The following is a 14,639-nucleotide window of genomic DNA, read 5'->3' on the forward strand; positions in this document are numbered from 1 at the left end:
AACGTGATACACTTTTTTTAAGATTAATTATACCATGAAGGAGAACTGGAAATGACAACATGTTGGGTAATTTATAACGGAAGTCTGGTCTCCGATAAATTCGCTGACCAAGCCCGCTTAACAGCCGATGCGGCGGAACGCGCAGGTGTATCCGCCACAATCATGAAAAATTACGAGGCGATGATGGACCTCTCTCTCCCATCCGATCTTCCGGATTTTGCGGTGCTCCTCGACAAAGACATTCTGCTTGGCTATTTCCTGAAAAGCCGTGGTGTGCCTGTCTATAACGACCCGGCGATCATCGACCTTTGCGACAATAAAGCGAAGCAGTATATCCAACTGGCGGCGAATGGCCTCCCGATGCCGCGGACCATCGTCGCACCGAAAGTCTATCCGAATTTCTCGATTCTGGAATCCGGTTATTTCGAACGCGTAATCGATGCCTTGAAACTGCCGATGATCATCAAAGAAGGCCACGGCTCCTTTGGCATGAAAGTCTATCTAATCGAAACGGAAGCGGAGTTTTACGAAAAAGTGGAATCGCTTCGCGGCATCGATTTCGTCTTTCAGGAATTTATTGCATCGAGCCGCGGACGCGACATTCGCGTGAATGTGGTCGGCGGTGAAATCGTCGCCGCAATGTACCGCCACTCCGTAACGGATTTCCGGGCGAACATCACGAACGGCGGCACCGCTTCTCCGGTTGACTTGACCGAAGCGCAGCGGAAAGTTGCACTGGAGGCAGCCAATGCTGTCGGTGCAGTTTTTGCCGGCGTCGATTTGCTGTTTGATGAACAGGAACAGCCGCTCGTGTGTGAAGTGAATGCCGCTGCCCATATCCGCAATATCTTGAATGTCACGGGCATCAATGTCGCGGATGCCATGATCACATTCATATTGGAGGACTTGAAATGATTCTTTTATACGAAACAGCGGATGCTCAGCGCAATAAAGGATTTATCGATGAGCTGCAGAAGTTCGGCAGTTTTGAGCTCGTGTGCTGGGACGATTGGTCGAATGAAGGATTGGGTGAGCTTGCCGAAAAGCTTGAAGGTTCGCTCGTTCTGTTCAGGGTCCGCCGCCCTTCTGCTGCACGGTTCTTGGAGGACCAAAAAATTCGCTTGGTCAACCGCGCCGAAGTGAACCGGATCGCCAATGACAAGTGGCAGTCGTATCAGTTCATGCAATTAATGGGAGTGCCCGTCATTCCAACTTACCGGGAAGCGATAGAATTTCCGTGTGTGGCGAAAACAGCGGACGGCCACGGCGGCACTGGCGTAGAATTGGTTCACTCGGCGGATGAAATTCCCGCTGAAGCTTCGATTTTCCAGCCCGTTATTGAACATGGAGCGGATGTCCGCGCTTATGTCATTGGAGACGAAGTAGTTGGTGCCGTGGAGCGGAGTTCTGCGGATTCGTTCAAAGCGAATTATTCGCTCGGCGGCAAAGCGGAGAAATACATCCTTACTGCGGCGCAGGAACAGGACGTATTAAAAATTGCCCGTGCATTGAAAAGCGATTACATCGGCGTTGATTTTCTTTTATTGCCAGACGGACGGCATGTATTCAATGAAATCGAAGATCCTGTCGGTGCCCGTTCGTTTTATGAAACGCATGATGAGAATATTGCCGAGTTATTGGTGCAGCATCTTCAGAAATTGGAGAAAGATGCCCCTTTCCGCCCGCTATGAAAGTCCGCTGCTTGCGGACTTTTTTTATGGGACAGGGGAAATTGCAGGGACGGAGTTGATTGTCCTACAGAATGACTATTCTGTAATGAAAGCGGGTATCTTACTAAGTGGACAAAAAATGCCAGGAGGGATTCGATGAAAATTCAAGCAGCAGTGACGCACGGGTTGGGTGAAGATTTTACATTTGAAGAAGTGGAACTTGGCGAACCGAAAGACCATGAAGTATTGGTGAAAATCGTGGCGACTGGCGTTTGCCACACAGATGCCGTTGCCCGGGATTTGGGTTTATCGCCTTTTCCGGCGGTGCTCGGCCATGAAGGAGCGGGCATTGTGGAAAAAGTCGGGTCAGCGGTTACGACGATTGAGGCCGGTGACCATGTCGTTTTGTCGTTTGCCTATTGCGGCCATTGCGAGAATTGCCTGAACGGCCATCCGACGGTATGCCTAAATTTTAACGATTTGAACTTTGGCGGAAAGATGCAGGACGGCACAAACCGGATTCACCATCATGACCATGCGGTTTCAACGTTTTTCGGGCAGTCGTCGTTCGGTACGTTCGCAGTGACCAATGAGCGGAATGTCGTCAAAGTCGACAAAGAAGTGGATTTGACCCTGCTCGGGCCGCTTGGATGCGGAATTCAGACAGGAGCCGGGACGGTATTGAACCGCTTGAAGCCGGAATTCGGCTCTTCTATTGCTGTGTTTGGCAGCGGTGCCGTCGGATTGAGTGCCATCATGGCCGCGAAAATTGCCGGCTGCCTCAATATCATCGCAGTCGATATCCACGACAACCGGCTGGAGTTGGCGAAGGAACTTGGCGCCACTCACATACTGAACGGCAAAAATGTGGATGTCGTTCAAGAGATCAAGGCAATTACGGGCGGCGGCCTGCATTATGCAGTAGAGACGACCGGTGTTCCTCCGGTCGTTAAACAAGCCATCCATTCGCTTCGCCCACTCGGTGCTTGTGCAATCGTCGGAGTGACGCCAGAAATGACTTTTGATGTCCACAACGACATCATGGCAGAAGGGAAAACCGTGATGGGCGTAATCGAAGGCGACTCGATCCCGCAAGTATTCATTCCGCAGCTCGTGAATTATTTCAAGCGCGGCCTGTTCCCGTTTGACAAACTGACGAAAGTATATGATTTTAAACAGATCAACGAAGCTTTCGAGGATTCGAAAAACGGTTCGACCATCAAGCCGATTGTTAAAATTGCTGAGTAATAAAAACGCTCCTGAAATGCATTTCGGGAGCGTTTTAATTTTATATGGAATTCGGCTGCAGCTCATTCATCGCCATTGCTCCCCTCTTCTTTAGTTTCAAAATTGGCGCATGGCTGTATTATTAAACGCATGAAGAGAATATTGTGGAATTGTTGATGCAGCATCTTCAGAAATTGGAGAAAGATGCCCCTTTTCTCGTGTGATGGAAGTTCGCTGATAAAGCGGGCTTTTTTATTTTGCTTTTCTGGGTAAGGCCGACACAATTGAAGTTGAAACTCGATTAGTGTCAGAAGAAACTCCCATAGTGTCAATAGAACTCCGATGAGTGTCGAAAGAAACTCGGGTAGTGTCGATAAAGAGTCAAATAGTGTCAATAGCACATGGAAATCGGGTGTGGATGGCTAACTAAGCACCCCTCACTTCCGTTTTTGATGAAAACTTGTTGCTTACAGGCTTTTTTTATTTGCTCGGATTGGATCAGTTGTCGATAGAAAGTGATTTAGTGTCGATAAAGAGCCGAGTAGTGTCAATAAAACTCAAAAAAGCCGGCCACCCTCAGATTCGAGAATGGCCGGCTTTTAGCTATTACAGATTTTTTAATTCTTCCATGCGTTTTTCAACAGTTGCGTGCTTCTCCAAGTAGTCGGCTTCTTTTTTGCGTTCTTCTGCCACTACCGTTTCCGGTGCTTTGGAAACGAAGCGTTCGTTCGACAATTTGCCTTGAACGAGTTTCACTTCTTTCGCCCATTTCTCAAGTTCCTTTTGAAGGCGCGCAAGTTCAGCGTCAACGTCGATCAAGCCTTCAAGCGGCATGAAGAGTTCTGCGCCAGATACCACAGCGGACATTGATTTTTCCGGTGCTGCGATGTTTTGGCCGATCGTCAAGGTTTCCGGGTTGCAGAAACGCTCGATGTACGCTGCATTCGTCGTCAAGACATTATGCGTATTTTCGTCTTTAGCCGAAATCGTCAATGGCACTTTCTTGCTCATCGGCGACTGCACTTCTGCACGGATTGTGCGAACAGCGGTGATGATGTCCATCAATAATTTCATGTTCGTTGACTGGCTTTCTTCGGACAAGGATTCATCCACAACCGGCCAAGCAGCAATCGTGATCGATTCGCCTTGATGCGGCAAGTTCTGCCAGATTTCTTCCGTAATGAACGGCATGAATGGATGCAACAGGCGCATTGTGTTGTCGAGTACATATGCAAGAACCGAACGCGTCATCCGCTTCGCTTCTTCGTCTTCCCCGTACAATGGCAATTTCGCCATCTCGATATACCAGTCACAGAAATCATCCCAGATGAAGTTGTAAAGCGAACGGCCCACTTCACCGAATTCATAACGTTCTGCAAGATGCGTCACTTGTTCAATGGTTTCATTCAAGCGAGTCAAGATCCATGAATCGGCGACTGACCGTTTGCCGGAAAGATCAATTTCCTCATACGTCATGCCTTCCATATTCATCAATGCGAAACGGGAAGCATTCCAGATTTTATTCGCAAAGTTCCAAACCGATTCCACTTTTTCCATCGAGAAGCGGAGATCCTGCCCTGGGCTTGAAGCCGTTGCCAGGAAGTAGCGAAGCGAATCCGCGCCGTATTCGGCAATGACGTCCATCGGATCTACCCCGTTGCCAAGCGATTTCGACATTTTTCGCCCTTCCGCATCACGAACGAGGCCGTGAATCAATACGTCTTTAAACGGTTTTTCTTCCGTGAATTCAAGCGCTTGGAAAATCATGCGCGAAACCCAGAAGTTGATGATGTCATAGCCGGTTACAAGTGCGTCTGTCGGGTAGTAGCGTTTCAGTTCTTCATTGTCTGCATCCGGCCAGCCAAGCGTAGAGAACGGCCACAAGGCAGATGAGAACCAGGTATCCAAAACGTCTTCGTCCTGCGTCCAGTTTTCAGCGTCCGCTGGTGCGTCCATGCCTACGTAAATTTCACCGGTTTCGTTATGATACCAGGCGGGAATTTGATGGCCCCACCACAATTGACGGGAAATGCACCAGTCGCGGATGTTTTCCATCCAGTGAAGGTACGTCTTTTCAAAACGGTCCGGCACAAAGTTTACGCCTTCTTCGCCTTTTTGAAGATCCACCGATTTTTGTGCCAATGGCTTCATATCTACGAACCATTGCGTCGATAGATACGGCTCAACTACGGCACCGCTGCGCTCCGAATGTCCAACCGAATGCATATGCTCTTCAATTTTGAATAAAACATCCATATCCTGCAGGTCTTTGACAATTTGCTTGCGGCATTCGAAGCGGTCGAGCCCTTCGTATTTGCCGGCGTTTTCGTTCATCGTGCCGTCTTCGTGCATGATCAAGACGCGCTCAAGATTGTGGCGATTGCCGATTTCAAAGTCATTCGGGTCGTGAGCAGGCGTAATTTTCACCGCACCGCTTCCGAATTCCATATCCACGTAATCGTCCGCAACGATTTCCATTTCGCGCCCAACAATCGGAAGAATGATTTTCTTGCCGATCAAGTGCTGGTAGCGCTCATCTTTCGGGTGAACCGCGACCGCTGTATCGCCAAGCATCGTTTCCGGACGCGTTGTCGCGATTTCGATATGCCCGTTGCCGTCAGCGAGTGGATAGCGCATATGGTAGAACGCGCCTTGCACATCTTTGTAGATAACTTCGATATCGGAAATGGCGGTTTTCGTCGCCGGGTCCCAGTTGATGATGTATTTGCCGCGGTAGATGAGTTTTTTCTCATACAATTTAACGAATACTTCTTTAACTGCATCCGACAAACCTTCATCCAACGTGAAACGCTCGCGGGAATAGTCAAGCCCGAGGCCGAGTTTCGACCATTGTTCACGGATATGGCCAGCGTATTCTTCTTTCCATTTCCATGATTCTTCCAGGAATTTCTCGCGTCCAAGGTCGTAGCGGGATTTGCCTTCTTCACGCAATTTCCCTTCCACTTTCGCCTGCGTCGCAATTCCGGCGTGGTCCATCCCCGGCAGCCATAATGCATCATACCCCTGCATGCGTTTCATGCGCGTCATGATATCCTGCAGCGTTGTGTCCCATGCGTGCCCAAGGTGCAATTTCCCCGTAACGTTCGGCGGCGGAATCACAATCGTGTATGGCGTTTTGCCGCTTTCCGGTTTCGCTTCAAAAAATTTGTTGTCGATCCACCACTCGTAGCGGCCTTTTTCAATCCCTTGCGGATCATACTTTGTCGGCATTTGTTCAGTCATTGAAATTCCTCCTTTTAAAATAAAGTACGGACTTGAGCGTGGCGCGTTGTTTTCATAACTAATAATGAAAGAATTATTAACTTTCATGACCACATATGTTGAACTAAAGTATTAGCTGTTACAAATCGCTTCGGCGCTTTGGGCATGGCTCACACAATAAGCCGAGAAGAGCACTCGTCTTATTGCTCCGCCTAGCCCCTGGACGCGCCGGCGCTAAGGGATGCCTTGATATGGAGCAAAACAGCGGAGACTCCTGCGGGACCAGCGAAGTGCTGAGATCCACTCGGGCGTATAGCCTGAGTTAGCTTAGCGCGAGCCCGCGGAAAGCGTAGCTGTTTTGCGGAATATCATTTTGTAAAACTATTTATTTCAACATATGGTAGTAAGTTATGCAGTAAAGCAATGAATGCTTTCGCAGAAAAGTAGAGCTGCTTTGCGTAATATCCTTCCACTCCTTTAGAAAACAAAAAAACCCCTTCGTCTGAAAAGGACGAAGGAGTTGTTCGCGGTACCACCTTTATGCGCAAGTTAAAAAAACCTGGCTCTCAAGTTCGATAACGGATTTCACATCCGGTCCCCGCTACTCCAATTTCACGGAAACTGCTCCGAGGTGACATTCAAATGCTTGTTCATGAAAGCCTTTCACCACTCGGCCTTCTCTCTGAAATGCACGCACATTTTACTATCCTCATCAACACATTAATTATTTACTTGAATCCATTGTACTCAATTTGCGCTTTTAGCGTCAAGCTTTTTCACGATAACGGCCACAATCGGAGATGCGACGAGCAGGATAAAGAACAGGCGGAATAAATGAAAACTCGTAATGAGCGCCACGTCCGCTCCAGCATCAAGCGCTGTAATCGCCATTTCCGCCATGCCCCCTGGCGCTGCACTCAAGAAGAAGTCGAGGAACAGATACCCTGGAAGCCAGCTCGTCAACAGGAACGCGATGACAGTTGAGAAAACGATCAGCAGCACATTGTTCACCACAATGGCTGCACCCAGGCGGATGTTCATCTTTTCACGAACCTGCTCCATTTGAAGGCCCAAGTTTGCCCCGATGAAAATTTGCGCCATGGCAATCAGCCAATACGGCATTTCAACGAGCACTTCCCCCGTGATCGTCTGCATGCCCGCCATCGTCAGAATGGGTGCGAGCACTTCCGCTGCCGGGAATCCGATTTTTTTCATGCCGAAGTAAATCAGGATGCCCGCAGCAATCGCCAAAAAGAAATGGCCCGGTGCGAACGAAAATTCCTGCGAGAGGATTTCGCCCGCTTCCCGTCCATTTAAAAACACTGTCAAAAACGGCACAATCGTGACGACCAATAGGATACGGAACGTCTGCATCATCGTTACGACGGTAACATTCGCGGACTTGACGTCTTCCGAAATGACAACCATTTGCGATAAGCCGCCTGGCATGGAACCAAGCAGGCTCGTCGCCAAGGTTTCATTCGCCATCTTGCGGAAAAGCAGGCCGAGAAGCAAAGAAAGCGCGACAACGGAAAGTGTCAGAAAGGCCATGAACGGCAAATCAAACCACATCAAAAACACCGCTTCCCGTGAAAACGACGAACCGATTTGGACGCCGAGAAGCACGAGGCCCGCCACTTTCAAAAATTTTGGCCAGTAAAATTTCAGTTTTGTAAATTGATTTAAGATCAAGAGCACGAACATCGGTCCGAGCAGCCAAGGCAAAAACATGCCGACAGCTTCAAATAAAGCCCCTGAAGCAATCGCGATCAACGCAGTTAAAATAAACGGTCTCACTAAATTTCCTACTTTCACTACTTAAGCTACTGTCCATTCTACACTAAAAGAGAAGCGCTATGGAGTTTATGAGCAGTTTTCCGCGTTCTATGAGCATATACTCAGATTCTTTGGACACTCACCCTATTTTATTCCACAAAAAAGAGCGGCGGATTTATCAAAATCCGGCCGCTCTTCTCTTTTCTTCTTAACGTGCTAATTTGGCAAATACGTTGTGGAAAGCTTCCACAGTTTTTGCGATGTGGTCTTCTGTATGGGCAGTTGATAGGAACATGCCTTCAAACTGGGACGGCGGCAGGAAAATGCCTTCTTCCGCCATCAAACGGTAGTAGTCGGCAAATAATGCCGTATCGGATGTTTTCGCTGATTCAAAATCAACGACGTCTTCATTCGTGAAGAAGAAGCCGATCATCGAACCCGCACGGTTAACGGTATGCGGGATGTTGTATTTCTCAGCAGCCGCACGGAAACCGGCTTCCAGCTGGTCACCGCGTTCAATGAACGTTTCATAGCTTGCTTCATTTAAACGGCTTAAAGTTTCATAGCCAGCTGTCATCGCAAGCGGGTTGCCTGAAAGTGTCCCTGCTTGGTAGATGGAACCGCTTGGCGCCACTTGTTCCATGATTTCGCGTTTGCCTCCGAATGCACCGACCGGAAGCCCGCCGCCGATAACTTTGCCGAGGCACGTCATGTCCGGCGTTACGCCGAAATAACCTTGGGCGCAGTTATAGCCGACGCGGAATCCTGTCATGACTTCATCGAAAATCAGGATCGTGCCATTTTCCGTCGTCAAATTGCGAAGTTCCTGCAAGAAACCGTCTTTCGGAGGAACGACGCCCATATTGCCGGCAACCGGCTCAACAATGACAGCCGCAAGATCGTCGCCGAATTCGCGGAATGCGTGTCTCACGCTTTCCAAATCGTTATAAGGAACCGTGATGGTGTTTTGCGCAATCGATGCCGGCACTCCCGGTGAATCCGGAAGGCCAAGCGTCGCGACGCCTGAACCTGCTTTGATTAACAGGCTATCGCCATGGCCATGGTAGCAGCCTTCGAATTTCAAGATTTTATTGCGTCCCGTATAGCCGCGCGCTACGCGAAGTGCACTCATCGTCGCTTCCGTTCCTGAAGAAACCATGCGCACCATTTCAATCGACGGCACACGGTCCATGACTAGTTTTGCAAGTTCGTTCTCAAGCAAAGTCGGCGCACCGAAACTTGTGCCGGACATGGCCGTCGCCTGAATCGCTTTCACAACTTCCGGATGTGTATGGCCCAAAATCAGCGGACCCCAAGACAACACATAGTCAATATACGTATTGCCGTCGATGTCCGTAATCGTCGCACCGCTGCCGGAAGCCATGAAAATCGGATCCATATTGACTGATTTAAACGCACGCACCGGGCTGTTGACGCCGCCCGGCATTAAATTTTTCGCTTCGTTAAATGCTGCAATCGAATTTTCGTATCCCATTTATTTCTCCTCCAGCCAGCGTGCCGCATCTTTTGCATGATACGTCATCAAGATATCCGCTCCAGCGCGTTTCATGCTGAGCAACGTTTCCAAAACGATCTGCTTTTCATCGACCCAGCCGTTCAGCGCTGCTGCCTTGACCATTGCGTACTCGCCGCTGACGTTATAGGCAACGATGGGCACATCAAAGTTGTCGCGCACTTCACGGATGATATCCAAATAAGAAAGAGCCGGTTTCACGATCATGAAATCCGCACCTTCTTCGATGTCTGATCCTGCTTCACGCAAAGCTTCCAGGCGGTTCGCCGGATCCATTTGATAGGTTTTGCGGTCGCCGAACTGCGGAGTTGAATGCGCCGCTTCACGGAACGGGCCGTAATAAGCGGAAGAATATTTCACGCCGTATGACATAATCGGCGTGTTTTCAAAACCAGCCTGGTCCAAACCGTAGCGGATCGCTGCGACAAAACCGTCCATCATGTTTGACGGGGCAATAATGTCAGCTCCCGCTTTCGCTTGAGACACTGCTGTACGGGCAAGCAAATCAAGCGATTCGTCGTTCAAGATCACGCCATTTTCGATCACGCCGCAATGGCCGTGGTCGGTATATTGGCAAAGGCATGTATCAGCAATGACCACTAAATCCGGATGGCGGTCTTTTGCAAAACGGATCGCTTCCTGCGTGATGCCGTGGTCGTGGTAAGCTTGAGATCCGACAGCGTCTTTTTCATTCGGCACACCGAACAAAATGACGGAAGGAATTCCTAAAGAAACCACTTCGTCCAATTCTTCGCCTAGTCTATCCAATGAAAAATGGAATACGCCCGGCATTGATGAGATTTCCTCTTTCACATTCTCGCCTTCTACGACAAAAATCGGGTAAATAAAATCTTCTTTCTGTACGCTTGTTTCGCGCACCATGGAACGGATGTTAGCCGATCCGCGCAAACGGCGATGGCGTCTAAAATTCAATTCTGTCATTCTTGCAACTCCCTTTCGCTATTTCGTTGATCACTTCTAAATACGTATACTTTTTCGGGCGGTAATCGACCCGTCCGCCATTCTGTTTAATGGCATTTTCCGTAATGTGGCCAATGGCCGCCGTTCGGATGCCTGACCAATCCCCTCCAGCTTCCCGGTAAGCCGAGACTGCGGAAGGGCTGGCAAATATCACAATCAGTTCTTTCATATTCATCAATGTATGTGCATTGCCGATTTTAAGGGAAGTTTCATAAATTGTCCATTCATCGATTTGAAGCGGCATCGAAGCAATCGTACTCTTCGCAAGCGTCCCTTTCACAAACAGGCATTTCACATCACTGCCGGCAAATGCGGGAAATTCTTTTATAAAGACATCTGCACTATAGATAGAAGGAATAAAATCCACCTGGTAGCCATGCTGCTCCAAGGTTTCCGCCGTCTTTTCCCCGACCGCAGCGATTTTTGCACGAGTGGAAACGTGCAGTTGGCAGAAAGCCTCTGCACTCGTCGCACTTGTGAAAATCAGCCAATCGTATTGCTCGACCGAAGGGATTTCGCTTTGGCGGATGGACGTCTCAATGAGCGGCAAATACAATGCTTTGCCGCCCAATTCCTCTACTCTCGAGACTGCTTCTTCCGGCTTTCTAGAACCGGTGAAAACAATGGTCTCACCCTTTAAACGCTGTATATTCTCAGACATTGCTCTCAGCTTTTACTTTTTGGATCAAGTCATAGCCGCCTTGCGCACTGATTTTTTCAGCTACAGTACGGCCTACTTCGATCGGATCACGGCTGACAGCTGTTTCTTTGAACACTTGTTCAGCGTCCGGCGACGAAATCAAACCGGTAAACGAAACTTCGCCTTCAGAAACGGTTGCATAGCCCGCAATCGGCACTTGGCAGCTGCCATCCATATCTCGTAAGAATTTGCGTTCTGCATGAACTGCAAGCGCCGTGTTCTCGTCATTCAATTTTGCCAGTTCCGCAAGCAATTCGGTATCTTCTCCGCGGCATTCAATGCCTAGTGCTCCTTGGCCGATCGCCGGAAGGCATTCATCGACTTCCAGGAATTCCGTCACGATGTCTTCTTTCCAGCCCATGCGCTTCAGACCGGCAGCAGCCAGTAAAATCGCATCAAAGTCGCCAGAGCGCAATTTCGCAAGGCGGGTATCAATGTTTCCGCGGATCCACTGGATATCAAGGTCCGGGCGCAGAAGCAGCAACTGTGAGCTGCGGCGTAAGCTGCTTGTCCCGACAACGGCCCCAATTGGAAGGTCCATCAATTTCACATGATCGTTTGAAATGAACGCATCACGCGGATCTTCACGTTCCGGCACACACCCAATGACAAAGCCTTCCGGAAGAACCGACGGCATATCTTTCATGCTGTGGACTGCAAAGTCGATTTCTTTATTGTAAAGCGCCTGTTCAATTTCTTTGACGAACAAGCCTTTGCCTCCAACTTTCGAAAGCGTCACATCAAGAATCCGGTCGCCTTTTGTTACGATTTCTTTTATTTCAAATTCAAACGGCGCACCTGCCGCTTTTAATTTTTCAATAAACTGATTCGTTTGGGTCAACGCAAGTTTACTTCTTCTTGAACCTACAATAATTTTTCTCATTTGAATCCTACCCTTCTTTAATACCAGAAATGAAATTCAGATAACCGACTTCCTAAAAAGAAGTTGATCAATAATAATAAAAACGCATAAATATGTGCCATGGCATACGGCATGCCGCTGAGCGCGCCTTTGCGGTTGCGGTACAGGATCCAGCTATACACAAGCAGCAGGACGAATGACCCGACAATTTTCATATCGAAAACCGAGAATTCATTAAGCGAAATGACGGCCCATTGAAACCCGAGGACGAGCGATACGAACAGCAAGGAAATGCCGACCAGTATCGAAATCGTCATGCCGAGCTCCGCTTGCCCGAGCGACGGCAAATTGCTCCACTGTTTCGTCCACTTTTTCTTTTTCAGCAAGCGGTACAAAATCATGTAAAGCGCTGAAAAAACGAAAGACAGCGAAAACGCCACATAGGACAGGATCGCAAACGTGATGTGGATCAAGAGCAGCTCGGATACGAGCGATTCCCCGACCGGCGAACGTTCAATCTGGACCGGCGCAAACGTATGAATGGTCATAAAGATAAATCCGATGATGTTGATAAAAAATACCGCAAAGTCAAATCGGTAAAAGATGCGCAGCACGAGCGACAATGTCACGAGCAGCCAGGCATAAAAATAGATCCCTTCGAAAAGGGTCAATATTGGAAAGCGCTGCGTTTCAATAATATACAGCGCCAAAAACACAGTCTGCAAAACCCAAACAATTCCGAGCAACGTCATGGCAATGCGGCTGGCTTTTTTCTCTTTATATAAATAATCGATAAAATAAAAAACAAGGCTGACAGCATATAGAATAACCATAGCTTCATGCAGCCTTGCCATTGTTATATCAGCCATCCTATTCCCCTTCGTTTCCATAGTTAAAGGCGCTTCGTATCTACATTTTAACATATAGATTCGAAAACGCCTCTTTCAGAAAGCTTAAAATGAATATCCGGGAATTTCCTGTTGCTCTGCCTGTTTTGAAGAAGCGGCTGCTTTAGGTTTAACGGCTGCCGTCTGCTTCTGGACTTCTGCTTCAACTTCCTCTTCAATGCCAAAGATTTGCTGGAACAATTCAAGCTGTTCCCGCGCTTTTGGCGCACCAGCCATTTCTTTCGCCTGCAAAATCGGATCTTTCAACAATTGGTTAATGATCGATTTTGTATGTTTGTTGAGGATTTTCTTTTCGCGGTCTGTCAGATCCGGCATTTTGTTTTCAATGCTCGCCATGGTTTCCGACTGGATGGCCAATGCTTTTTGGCGCAATGCCGAAATCACTGGAACCACACCGAGTGTTGCAAGCCAATCATTGAATTGGTTCGACTCCTGCCCGATCATGGCCATGATTTCCCCTGCAGCGCGTTCACGTTCAGCCAAATTCGCTTCAACGATTCCCTGCATATCATCGATGTCATACAAGAAGACGTTCGACAAATCGCCAATGCGCGGATCGATGTCACGCGGTACGGCGATGTCGACCATGAATAACGGTTTGCCTTTGCGGAGCTTCTCCACATATTGCATCAATTCGAAATCGATGACAAAATCCGTCGCACCTGTTGAAGAAATCAAAATGTCTGCATCCAGCAATGCGCATTGCAATTGGTTCATCGGCAACGCTTTGCCTTCAAATTTCTCAGCAACCGCTTCCGCTTTCTCAAACGTACGGTTAATGACCGTCACGTGATTAGCACCGCTGCCTTGCAGGTTTTTAATCGCAAGCTCGCCCATCTTGCCGGCGCCTAAAATCACGACATGCTTGTTTTTCAAGCTGCCGAAGATTTTTTTGCCCAGTTCAACCGCTGCATAAGAAACCGACACAGCGTTCTCGCCGATTGCCGTTTCAGAATGCGCGCGCTTTGCGAGCGTCACGGCTTGCTTGAACAATTGGTTGAAAACCGTTCCAGTCGTCCCGTATTCCTGGCCAGCCAGGAAACTGTTCCGGACCTGTCCAAGAATCTGAGTTTCACCAAGCACCATGGAATCGATGCCGGCTGTTACCCGGAACAGATGCTCAACCGCTTCTTCTTGTTCATAGACAAATAAATATTGGGAAAATGATTCTTGCGGAAGCCCAAAATACTCCGCCAAGAATTGCTTCACATAGTAGCGGCCTGTGTGAAGCTGATCGACCACTGCATAGATCTCTGTCCGGTTGCAGGTCGATACGATGACATCTTCCAATATGCTTTTTTGTTCTTTTAGCGCTTGCATCGCTTGTGGAAGTTCAGACTCGATAAACGACAGTTTTTCTCTGATTTCCACGGGTGCAGAGCGATAATTCACCCCGACTACTAATGTATGCATGGGATCAAAACACCTTTCACGTTCAATATTTCCTATCTATAAGTATACCACTATTATAGTTCCATAAGCTTTTCAAAATGTGAACAAGCCATGAAACTCTTACATTTTGCTGTAAAGTGGGCGGTAATATTATTACTTTATAATTATTATAATGTAAGTTTAGCAAAGCATCCTTCCGACAACAAGTATAACGCTCTTAGTCGAAATAGTGCGGCAACTCATTAAGCGTGCGAGCTGTTGTTTGCGGAATAACTGCGTTTACTTGCGGAATACGGGAGTTTATTTGCTCAATAAATGATTTGTTTGCGGAATCTCTTGTTTTATTTGCGGAATAGGCAATTTACCT

Annotated in this window: 11 protein-coding genes and 1 other annotated feature; of the genes, 3 read left to right on the top strand and 8 right to left on the bottom strand. The window is 48.2% G+C overall.

What is annotated here, in order from left to right; translation table 11 throughout:
* The first annotated feature begins 51 nt into the window (after positions 1 to 51).
* From BN1080_RS09830 to BN1080_RS09840, 3 genes are all read left to right on the top strand, one after another.
* Positions 52 to 915, top strand: coding sequence for an ATP-grasp domain-containing protein (locus BN1080_RS09830; protein WP_052651884.1), 864 nt, complete (start codon positions 52 to 54; stop codon positions 913 to 915).
* Positions 912 to 1,691: an ATP-grasp domain-containing protein gene (locus BN1080_RS09835; RefSeq protein WP_052651885.1), complete on the top strand. Its 780-nt coding sequence runs from the start codon at positions 912 to 914 to the stop codon at positions 1,689 to 1,691. The genes BN1080_RS09830 and BN1080_RS09835 overlap by 4 nt, the downstream gene beginning before the upstream one ends.
* Before the next feature lie 135 nt (positions 1,692 to 1,826).
* Positions 1,827 to 2,918, top strand: a complete 1,092-nt coding sequence (locus BN1080_RS09840) for an NAD(P)-dependent alcohol dehydrogenase (RefSeq protein ID WP_052651886.1) — start codon at positions 1,827 to 1,829, stop codon at positions 2,916 to 2,918.
* A gap of 585 nt (positions 2,919 to 3,503) precedes the next feature.
* On the opposite strand, the gene BN1080_RS09850 is transcribed toward BN1080_RS09840, so the two are convergent.
* From BN1080_RS09850 to hemA, 8 genes are all read right to left on the bottom strand, one after another.
* On the bottom strand, positions 3,504 to 6,140 hold the full coding sequence (locus BN1080_RS09850; protein WP_052651888.1) for a valine--tRNA ligase: 2,637 nt from the start codon (positions 6,138 to 6,140) through the stop codon (positions 3,504 to 3,506).
* Between the two features lie 483 nt (positions 6,141 to 6,623).
* Positions 6,624 to 6,844 (bottom strand) — a binding site (T-box leader).
* A gap of 22 nt (positions 6,845 to 6,866) precedes the next feature.
* Positions 6,867 to 7,916, bottom strand: coding sequence for an AbrB family transcriptional regulator (locus BN1080_RS09855; RefSeq protein WP_052651889.1), 1,050 nt, complete (start codon positions 7,914 to 7,916; stop codon positions 6,867 to 6,869).
* A gap of 187 nt (positions 7,917 to 8,103) precedes the next feature.
* The gene (gene hemL / locus BN1080_RS09860) at positions 8,104 to 9,390 is read right to left on the bottom strand and encodes a glutamate-1-semialdehyde 2,1-aminomutase (RefSeq protein WP_052651890.1); all 1,287 of its coding nucleotides are present in this window, start codon (positions 9,388 to 9,390) and stop codon (positions 8,104 to 8,106) included.
* Positions 9,391 to 10,371 carry a porphobilinogen synthase gene (gene hemB / locus BN1080_RS09865; RefSeq protein ID WP_052651891.1) on the bottom strand — a complete coding sequence of 327 codons (981 nt, stop codon included), beginning with the start codon at positions 10,369 to 10,371 and terminating at the stop codon, positions 9,391 to 9,393. It lies immediately after the preceding gene.
* Positions 10,352 to 11,071, bottom strand: a complete 720-nt coding sequence (locus BN1080_RS09870) for a uroporphyrinogen-III synthase (RefSeq protein WP_052651892.1) — start codon at positions 11,069 to 11,071, stop codon at positions 10,352 to 10,354. Before BN1080_RS09870 ends, hemB begins: the two co-directional genes overlap by 20 nt.
* The gene (gene hemC / locus BN1080_RS09875) at positions 11,064 to 11,993 is read right to left on the bottom strand and encodes a hydroxymethylbilane synthase (protein ID WP_052651893.1); all 930 of its coding nucleotides are present in this window, start codon (positions 11,991 to 11,993) and stop codon (positions 11,064 to 11,066) included. Before hemC ends, BN1080_RS09870 begins: the two co-directional genes overlap by 8 nt.
* Positions 11,994 to 12,010: 17 nt before the next feature.
* Positions 12,011 to 12,841, bottom strand: a complete 831-nt coding sequence (gene ccsA / locus BN1080_RS09880; protein WP_052651894.1) for a cytochrome c biogenesis protein CcsA — start codon at positions 12,839 to 12,841, stop codon at positions 12,011 to 12,013.
* 84 nt (positions 12,842 to 12,925) lie between these two features.
* On the bottom strand, positions 12,926 to 14,293 hold the full coding sequence (hemA, locus tag BN1080_RS09885) for a glutamyl-tRNA reductase (protein WP_052651896.1): 1,368 nt from the start codon (positions 14,291 to 14,293) through the stop codon (positions 12,926 to 12,928).
* Positions 14,294 to 14,639 lie beyond the last annotated feature (346 nt).

Source organism: Planococcus massiliensis, assembly GCF_000821325.1.
GTDB lineage: Bacteria > Bacillota > Bacilli > Bacillales_A > Planococcaceae > Planococcus > Planococcus ruber.

Bases quoted from the DNA above. Each gene is read 5' to 3' on its own strand.
- ccsA (WP_052651894.1), bottom strand. From the start codon at position 12,841: ATGGCTGATATAACAATGGCAAGGCTGCATGAAGCTATGGTTATTCTA.
- hemB (WP_052651891.1), bottom strand. From the start codon at position 10,371: ATGACAGAATTGAATTTTAGACGCCATCGCCGTTTGCGCGGATCGGCT.
- BN1080_RS09850 (WP_052651888.1), bottom strand. From the start codon at position 6,140: ATGACTGAACAAATGCCGACAAAGTATGATCCGCAAGGGATTGAAAAA.
- hemA (WP_052651896.1), bottom strand. From the start codon at position 14,293: ATGCATACATTAGTAGTCGGGGTGAATTATCGCTCTGCACCCGTGGAA.
- BN1080_RS09835 (WP_052651885.1), top strand. From the start codon at position 912: ATGATTCTTTTATACGAAACAGCGGATGCTCAGCGCAATAAAGGATTT.
- BN1080_RS09870 (WP_052651892.1), bottom strand. From the start codon at position 11,071: ATGTCTGAGAATATACAGCGTTTAAAGGGTGAGACCATTGTTTTCACC.
- BN1080_RS09840 (WP_052651886.1), top strand. From the start codon at position 1,827: ATGAAAATTCAAGCAGCAGTGACGCACGGGTTGGGTGAAGATTTTACA.
- hemL (WP_052651890.1), bottom strand. From the start codon at position 9,390: ATGGGATACGAAAATTCGATTGCAGCATTTAACGAAGCGAAAAATTTA.
- BN1080_RS09830 (WP_052651884.1), top strand. From the start codon at position 52: ATGACAACATGTTGGGTAATTTATAACGGAAGTCTGGTCTCCGATAAA.
- hemC (WP_052651893.1), bottom strand. From the start codon at position 11,993: ATGAGAAAAATTATTGTAGGTTCAAGAAGAAGTAAACTTGCGTTGACC.